Source organism: Rhodococcus sp. no. 34, from assembly GCF_054589475.1.
This window is the reverse complement of record NZ_BAAILK010000046.1, coordinates 601,212-609,261: the sequence shown is the minus strand read 5'-3', so window position 1 is coordinate 609,261 and position 8,050 is coordinate 601,212. Positions and strand designations below refer to the sequence as shown.

At 61.8% G+C, this 8,050-nt stretch carries 9 protein-coding genes; 5 read left to right on the top strand and 4 right to left on the bottom strand.

Going from position 1 to position 8,050, the window contains the following annotated elements:
- Window positions 1-757: tyrosine-protein phosphatase (locus ACYP01_RS24040; RefSeq protein WP_459682815.1), on the top strand; the 757-nt coding region annotated here is incomplete at its 5' end.
- Window positions 758-919: 162 nt separating this feature from the next.
- Here ACYP01_RS24040 and ACYP01_RS24035 read toward each other — a convergent pair.
- Entirely contained in the window at window positions 920-1,495 is a 576-nt protein-coding gene (locus ACYP01_RS24035) for a TetR/AcrR family transcriptional regulator (RefSeq protein ID WP_459682813.1), read from the bottom strand.
- A 106-nt stretch (window positions 1,496-1,601) separates the two neighbouring features.
- Here ACYP01_RS24035 and ACYP01_RS24030 point away from each other — a divergent pair, with 106 nt between their 5' ends.
- The 3 genes from ACYP01_RS24030 to ACYP01_RS24020 all read left to right on the top strand — a co-directional run bounded on the left by ACYP01_RS24030 (window position 1,602) and on the right by ACYP01_RS24020 (window position 4,229).
- The gene (locus ACYP01_RS24030) at window positions 1,602-2,783 is read left to right on the top strand and encodes a GDSL-type esterase/lipase family protein (RefSeq protein WP_459682811.1); all 1,182 of its coding nucleotides are present in this window, start codon (window positions 1,602-1,604) and stop codon (window positions 2,781-2,783) included.
- Window positions 2,784-2,854: 71 nt separating this feature from the next.
- Complete coding sequence (locus ACYP01_RS24025; RefSeq protein WP_042922656.1) at window positions 2,855-3,361, top strand: VOC family protein; 507 nt, start codon at window positions 2,855-2,857, stop codon at window positions 3,359-3,361.
- 52 nt (window positions 3,362-3,413) lie between these two features.
- The gene (locus ACYP01_RS24020) at window positions 3,414-4,229 is read left to right on the top strand and encodes a MerR family transcriptional regulator (RefSeq protein WP_459682808.1); all 816 of its coding nucleotides are present in this window, start codon (window positions 3,414-3,416) and stop codon (window positions 4,227-4,229) included.
- A 19-nt stretch (window positions 4,230-4,248) separates the two neighbouring features.
- Here ACYP01_RS24020 and ACYP01_RS24015 read toward each other — a convergent pair whose 3' ends face one another.
- On the bottom strand, window positions 4,249-4,404 hold the full coding sequence (locus ACYP01_RS24015; protein ID WP_003942131.1) for a hypothetical protein: 156 nt from the start codon (window positions 4,402-4,404) through the stop codon (window positions 4,249-4,251).
- 276 nt (window positions 4,405-4,680) lie between these two features.
- Here ACYP01_RS24015 and ACYP01_RS24010 point away from each other — a divergent pair, with 276 nt between their 5' ends.
- Window positions 4,681-5,730, top strand: a complete 1,050-nt coding sequence (locus tag ACYP01_RS24010) for a lipoate--protein ligase family protein (RefSeq protein WP_125050956.1) — start codon at window positions 4,681-4,683, stop codon at window positions 5,728-5,730.
- A gap of 45 nt (window positions 5,731-5,775) precedes the next feature.
- Here the strand turns inward: ACYP01_RS24010 and ACYP01_RS24005 are convergent, their stop codons facing one another.
- Window positions 5,776-6,936 (bottom strand): DUF7802 domain-containing protein, encoded by a 1,161-nt coding sequence (locus tag ACYP01_RS24005; protein ID WP_030535582.1) that lies wholly within the window; start codon window positions 6,934-6,936, stop codon window positions 5,776-5,778.
- Entirely contained in the window at window positions 6,936-7,883 is a 948-nt protein-coding gene (locus ACYP01_RS24000) for a metal-dependent hydrolase (RefSeq protein WP_054188550.1), read from the bottom strand. Before ACYP01_RS24000 ends, ACYP01_RS24005 begins: the two co-directional genes overlap by 1 nt.
- Window positions 7,884-8,050: the final 167 nt, after the last annotated feature.

Genomic DNA, 8,050 nt, shown 5'->3' with positions numbered 1-8,050 from the left:
GGGGGAGCAACCGCCGCTGCCGGAGATCCCACCGCCGTCCGCGGCCGAGATCAGGCTCGACGAGGCGCGGAACTTCCGCGACATCGGCGGGTATCGGACTACCGACGGCAGGACCGTCCGGACAGGCCTGGTGTTCCGTTCCAACAAGCTCAGCTCGCTCAATGAGACTGATCTGGCAAAACTCACCGCCGCGAACCTGACCCTCGACGTCGACCTGCGCAACGCCTCCGAACGTGCGGAGGATCCCGATCGGATCCCCGCCGGGGTCACCTACCAGGTCGCCGACGTCGTCAGTATCGAACACGGCATCGCGTTCCACGAGTTCGTTCCCCTGACCCTTGGTCGCGCGTTGATCGACGGCGCAGTCAAGGGAACCTCGAACATCGGCCAGAGCATCGGCTACCCGTTCATGGTCAACTACCGTGGTTCCGATGTCGCTTTCCGTGACCTGCTGACTGCGATCGCGAACAACTCCGACGGCGCAACCGTCTACCACTGCAGTGCAGGGAAGGACCGCACCGGTTGGGGTACCGCGATCCTGCTGACCATCCTCGGTGTCCCGCGTGAGGTCATCAATGCCGATTTCATGGCGTCGAACACGTACCTGGGCCGGGACGACGCGGTGGACCTGTCGTGGCTCGATGCGGCGTATGCACAGGTGGACCGGCTCTACGGCGGTATGGATACTTACGTTCGGGAGGGCCTCGGCGTCGACCAGGGCACTGTCGACTCTCTGCGCGCCAAGCTTCTCCTCTAGGCGCAGCCCCACACCCACTCGGACCCTCTGGTGTCCCAGTGCGACTGATGGTTGAGGGAGCGCGCAATTGTGTGGCGCCGCTCCCGTGGTGGGCCCGAGGTTTCTTGGCCGTGTGCGATCACCAAGTGGCGCAAGAACTTTGCTCGCAAAAAGCATGCTTGGTCATGGACTCGACGCTGGCCAATTGGTCAGCATCGAATCGAGTGCCTCGAGGATTCTTGCCCAGCTTTCGGCGCTGTCCGGTGCACTGTGGCTGAACGATCCACCCAGCTCGAGGCTGGCGTACCCATGAAAAACGCTGCCGAGCAACCGAACTGCGTGGGTCTGATCGAGATCGGTGAGGTTGTACCCGCGCAGAATCGATCGCATCATCTGCGAGTGTCTGAAACCCGCGCTCGCGGCCGCGGCCTCCGGGGTGAGGCGCATCTGTGACGCGGCGTACCGACCAGGGTGTGACCTCGCGTAGTTGCGGTACACGTTCGCGAAGGCGGTCAAGGCGTCGCGGCCGGACCGACCGGCCACGGCGTCGGCAGCCTGGTCGGCCATCTCTTCCAAAGCAAGCAGCGCGATTCTGGTTTTGAGGTCGTTCGAACTTTTCACGTGCGAGTACAGGCTTGCGACCTTGACGTCGAACTGCCTGGCGACTGCCGATACGGTCACGTGCTCGAAGCCCACCTCGTCGGCCAATTCGGCGCCCGCCACGGCGAGGCGGTCGGGTGTCAGTCCTGCGCGAGGCATGTCAATCGGTCCTGTTCGTCGAAAGGGTAAACCATTTGCCTAAAGGGTATAGGCAAATTACTATCAGTAGTAGCAAACTTCCGTAAACAATTTTCAGGTGAATGAAATGCATAGCCAGAGCAGCTGGATTACTACCGCAATTTCCGAGGAAATCGTGCGCGGAGCCCTCGAGCTCGAGCGGACCGAACGCGGTGTGCTGACACACCGTCTGCCTGCCAGGGCTCGCACGCAATTCGCTGACGGGCAGATGGCAATGGCGCAATCACAACCGTCCGGAGTGCGGCTGGTGTTCCGAACCAGCGCTACGGCCATCGAACTCGACACTCTGCCCACGAAAATGATCTACATCGGTGCTCCGCCGAGGCCGCAAGGGGTGTACGACCTGATCGTCGACGGCGAACCAACCGTGCACGCAATCGCTGAGGGTGGCAACACGGTGACGATCGACATGGCGACCGGTACCGCTCAGAGACAATCCGGACCCGTCAGCACCATCCGCTTCGCGGACTTGCCCGCGCGATCCAAGACCGTCGAGATCTGGTTGCCGCACAACGAAACCACCGAACTTGTCGCATTGCGAACCGACGCCCCACTCGAACTCGCAGTCGGCACGAAGCGCCGTGTGTGGCTCCATCACGGAAGCTCGATCAGTCAAGGCTCCGGCGCTGAAAGTCCCTCCCGCACTTGGCCTGCTCTCGCAGCCTCCCTCGGCGGCGTGGATCTGATCAACCTCGGGTTCAGCGGCAGCGCTCTGCTGGACCAGTACGTCGCCCGCGCTATGCGAGACACTCCTGCCGACCTCATCAGCATCAAGATGGGCATCAATCTGGTCAACTCCGACGTGATGCGCCTGCGGGCCTTCACGTCGGCAATGCACGGCTTCCTCGACACGGTCCGCGACGGTCATCCAGTGGCTCCACTGCTGGTCGTCTCGCCTGTCTATTGCCCGATTCACGAAGACACGCCTGGACCTGGTGCATTCGATTTCGACGCGCTTGCCAGAGGCGAAATGCGATTCGTTGCTACCGGCGATCCTGCCGAGCGTGCAGCCGGAAAGCTGACGCTGCGCTCTATTCGGGAAGAGTTGGCGCGCATCGTAACCCAGCGATCGGCGGCTGATCCCAATCTGCATTACGTCGACGGGTGCGATCTCTATGGTGCGGCCGAGAACGAAGAGTTGCCGCTTCCCGATCAGCTCCATCCGGACGCTGCGACGCACCGTCTCATCGGCGAACGCTTTGCCCAACGGGTATTCGCAGACGACGGCGCATTCGCACGCACGGTGTGATCGCGCAATCTGGTTCGATCGGATTTCACACGATTTGACCCTGACGTAGCGTGAGGGCTCACGATGACTTCATGACCGATACTTACCCGGCATTCGACATCAGCCCCGTCCCTGTCCCCGCTACAGACGCCGTGCCTCCGGAACAGTTCCGAGGTCTCTACGGAATGCCCATGTTCGTGTCGGTTCCGACATCGGATCTGGCCGAATCTGCCGACTTCTGGATCCGTGGGCTCGGTTTCTTCGACCTCTTTTCGGTACCGGATCGACTGACGCACCTGCGACGCTGGGCATTTCAAGACGTTCTGCTCGTGCCCGGCGAATGTGCAGATTCACCACCGTCCGTCAGCGTGAGCTTTGCGTGTGTGCTGAGTCAGATCGATCAGATAGCCAAGGCGTGTGAGGAATTGCGGCCCGGATGCACCAGCGGTCCACATCTGAAGCCGTGGAATTCACTGGAGTTGGAGATTGTGACACCGGAGAACGCGCGTGTGATCATGACGGCCGCTCGTCCGTACGACCCGAACAGTGCCGAGGCCGAGCATCTGCGAGGCATGGGAATTGACGGACCCGTCGACTGAACCGAGGTCTGACGCTGTGGCCTCCCGAACCGCGTCTGTCAGACTGGATCACGTGACGGACCAACTCTTCGGAGACGAGGCAGACAGTGCTCTCACTGTCGGTGCTGCCGCATCACGACTAGGCATAACCGTACGTACCCTCCATCATTGGGACGCAATCGGTTTGGTGCGTCCGTCCGGGCGCAGTGACGGGGGCTACCGGCAGTACACCGACGCGGACCTCGGCCGCATCGGCCGGGTGCTTGTCTACCGTGACGTGGGTTTGTCGCTCGACGAGATCAGGATATTGCTCGATGCGCCCGCAGCCCACGTGGACGAGACGCTGCGTGGGCAGCGCGCCGAGTTGCGGCAACGGATAGCCGACTTGGAGGAACTGGGCGAGTCCTTGGATCGCATCATCGATGCCAGGAAGTCGGGTGTGCTGTTGCCGGCACACGAGCAGGTGTCGATCTTCGGCCGACACTGGCAGCCGTCATGGGGGCCGGAGGCGCACGAGCGTTGGGGTGACAGCGCGCAGTGGGCGCAGCACGCGGAACGGTCGGCAGGTAGGACCGCTGAGGATTGGCAGAAGATTGCCGACTGCGTCGAGATGCTCAACGAAGACCTGGCGCTGGCGTGCCGGTCCGGAGTCGAACCGGGAAGCGCCGAGGCGAATTCGCTGGCAGAACGGCACCGAGCGTCGATCGGGGTTTACTTCGACTGCACACATTCGATGCAGGTGTGTCTGGGACGGATGTACGTGGCCGATCCGGGATTCACCGCGTTCTACGAGCAGGTCGAGACCGGTCTGACAGTGTGGCTCCGCGCTGTCATCGATGCGAATGCTCGGGCCAACGGGGTTGTCCCCGAATCGGCGACGTGGGTGTGAGTGAGCTGGTGGTCGCTCGTCAGTCCAAAGACGCACACGCAGTGCACCACGGTCGGCCGTCGACTCCGGGGGCACGATGGGACACTGCGATGCGCGCGGCCAAAATGCAGCTTTCGTTGTCGTGATAGACGTCGAGATCCGAAGGAACCGTCGAGTGGAACGCCGGGACCTTCATGTCTACCTCCGTTGTGGCTCGCCAGGGAGTTGGCTCGTTGCGGCAATCCTCCCACCACAGAGATCATCTCGCCTGTCGGCAGAAGCAGGGCCGTTGCTCGGCCAAATTGCCAGGGGTCGACACGTGCGGTCCCGTCTGCGCGATTATGCAGCCCCGCAGCGACTTACAGGTGTGGTTACTTGGTCGCCCTGCCTTCCGAACAGATGCGCACTGCGCGCGCGGTGTGATCTTCGACGGCGCTCACCGCAGAGAATCCCGCAGGGATAGGCTGGACGGATGCGTGGAGAGTACAAGGTTCCTGGTGGAAAACTGGTCGCGGTCGACGTCGAGGTGGCGGACGGTCGGCTGTCCGAAGTCGCAGTCTCGGGGGACTTCTTCCTCGAGCCCGACAGCGCGCTCGACGACATCAACGCGGCGTTGCGCGGAATGCCCGCCGACTCGGATGCAGAACAGTTGGCGCATGCCATCTCCACTGCGCTCGACGAGTCCGTCTCGATGATCGGCTTCACGCCGCAGTCGGTCGGCATCGCGATCCGGCGCGCACTCGGCCACGCCACGAGCTGGGCGGATCACACGTTCGACCTCATCCCGCCGGTGGTTCTCGATCCCGCGATGCACGTCGCGCTGGACGAGGTCATCGCGCGTGAGGTCGCATCGGGTGAGCGTCCGCCGACATTGCGTTTCTGGGACTGGGACTCGCCCTTGGTCGTGATCGGATCGTTCCAGTCCGTGCGTAACGAGGTCGACTCCGAGGCGGCTGCGCGGTACGGCATCGGGGTGGTGCGCCGAATCTCCGGTGGCGGCGCGATGTTCATGGAACCGGGCAACTGCATCACGTACTCGTTGGCAGTACCGGCGTCATTGGTCGAGGGTTTGAGTTTCGAGCAGTCCTACGCGTTTCTCGATCAGTGGGTCATGGGAGCGCTTGCCGAGGTCGGTATCAACGCTCGGTATGTGCCGCTCAACGACATCGCCTCGGACAAGGGCAAGATCGCCGGCGCCGCTCAGAAGCGATTCGCGTCCGGCACTGTGCTCCATCACGTGACCATGGCCTACGACATCGACGCTGAGAAGATGACGCAGGTGTTGCGAATCGGACGAGAGAAGATGTCGGACAAGGGAACCAAGAGTGCGGCCAAGCGCGTCGATCCGCTGCGTTCGCAGACCGGAATGACGCGTGTAGCAATCCTGGAGTCGTTTGCGCAGCACTTCCGAGGTCAATACGACACCCACGACAGCGATTACACGGACTCGGAGTTGGAGCAGGCGCGCAAGCTGGTGGACACGAAGTTCAGAACCGAAGAGTGGACTCACCGCGTCCCGTGAAACCGAGAAACCGGGACGAGACCCGAGCGGTCTCGTCCCGGTCGCCTAGGTAGCCGGAGTCGCTGAGTTTGCCCCGAGGAGCTCGGCGTCGGCCGTCCCGGAGTTCCGCTTCGGAATGGTGAAAGTTGCGCTCACACACAGGATTGCGATGACGAAGCACGCCACTGTGTACCAGAGGTTCCCGATGGGATCTCCAGCGCTGGTGGAACCGTCGACCGCGTCGAAGAAGTCGGGAAGCGCACTCGCCCACAGGACGGCCATGACAACCAGGTACACCACGCTGTAGATCTGCACGAACCTGTTGGTGTGTGCAGGAGTGTTCGATTCTGCCGAGCGCAGATGCGTCCATTGGCGGACGAGAACCACGATCGCGACCACTGTGAGGACTGCAAGTTCAGCGGCGTAGAGGAACCCGCGGACAGTGTCGCTTCCCATACCGAAGACCGTCGCCGGGAGCGGGAGAATGAACGTACCCAGCGAGGCCAGCAGGCCGATCACGATGGTGCGCCATACCAATTGAAGTCCGGAGAAGTGCTTGCCGGCATCGACGTGCCGTCCGACGAAGTACTGGACGCAGAATGCCAACGACATCGGCCACAGCGCGGCGAAGACGACCACGCTGGGAAGTGGAACCGCGTCGAACATGGGTTGGTTGATCGGGTTCGACGTCGACCACTCCCACCACCGCAACTGGGGCCCCAGGTGGTCGAAGATTTCGTAGAACGCATGGTGGACGAAGCCGACGCAGACAGCGCCCAGTAGTGGACCGTATTTGCGGAAAACGCCGAGCATTCTGACTATTTCGAAGGCCAACGTCGCCATCAGTGGATAGATGGCAACGATGTACAGCGGCAGTCGACCCCACATGAAGTCGACGGTGAACACGTTGTGCGCGAACATCGTGTCCACTTGTTCTTCGATGCCGAACGCCGCCGGGAAGTACAGCGGAGGCTCGATGATGAACAGGTAGGCGGTGGCGCCGAACCAGAGGACCAGGTTGGTGGGGTCGCCGTTGCGGCGCAACCGCACGATCGCCAGGACCAGTGCGAGCACCGAGCCGACGATGATGGTCCATTCGAGGACGGGCAGGGTCCAGTTCTCCAGCGCCGCCGGGTTACGGAACTCGACGAGTCCACCTGCTTCCTGACAGGAGAAACCGAGTTCTGTTGCGAGCTGGGAAAACGTGGGGGAGCAGTGTTCTGCCATCAGTTGGCCCCTGACGTGATCGACTCGGCTTGTGCCTGAGATTCGGCGGTGTACCAGCGTGTGCAGTCGTAGCCGTCGTCGTAACGCTTGAACCACTGGTCGGCGAGTGCGGGGAGTTTCTCGTGGTCCGGGTTGTGATTGGGCATCTGGCTGCGGAAGACACCGCCGAGTGCAACGAGCTGTTCTCCGAGTCGAAGGTGATCGAAGGCGCGAGGCATCGTGCCCTTGGTCAGATACGGAGCGAACGACGTCAGAATCTTCTGCTTGGTGCGGTGGGTGGCGAACATCGACAGTGAGTCGACTTGCCGCTCGGAGAGCGGAACGTGCTGGTTGAAGCCTGCGCAGGCGATACGAATCACCTTCATCACGTGCGCGAAGATCGACGGTGCCATCCGCATCCGGTAAAGCTCGCTTCCGACAACGGAATTGAAGATGATCAGAGCCGAGCTGCGATGCTCGACCTCCTCGACGAAGTGCCAGATGAACAGCGACGCGACGCGGTCGTCTCCCGGGCGGAACAAGGTCGCCTCGTTGTCGAGCATCAGCTTGAACACCGGAGTGAAGGTCGCCTCCAGGTCCGCGGTGTATGCAAGCCGGTAGTTCAGCGAGGTCGCCTCGGTCAGTAGATCGAATTCACCGATCACAGCGTCGAGCGTGTTCTGTAGTCCGGGGTAGCGCCTGATCAGAGCCTTCACATGCTGGCGGTGCGCGGTCGAGTGATGGCCTTCCTGACGCATGAACGCCACGGCTTCCTCGGCCACTTCAGGATCGCTGATCCGCGACTTGGTCTGCATGATCATCTTCACGATCATCTTCTCGAAACCGATGGCCAGGAACGAGACCGCGTTGGACATGCTCGACCAGGCCGGGTTCTCCGGGTTCCACAGGAAGGGAACGTCCTGATCCTCGAATCCGAAGTCCATTTTTCGGGGTTGAAGGTTGGTCACTTGTCGAACCTCGTCTTTCGGAGGGGCTGGTCAGGTGGCCGCTCTGGCACTGGAAGCCACGTGTGGCGGTAATCATACATATTAGTGTGCAGTTGTATGTTTACTTTCGGCGAGGGGAGTGAATTCGAGGGGCGCAGATGCAAAACCTGCCTGTGTTAGCCTGTGGC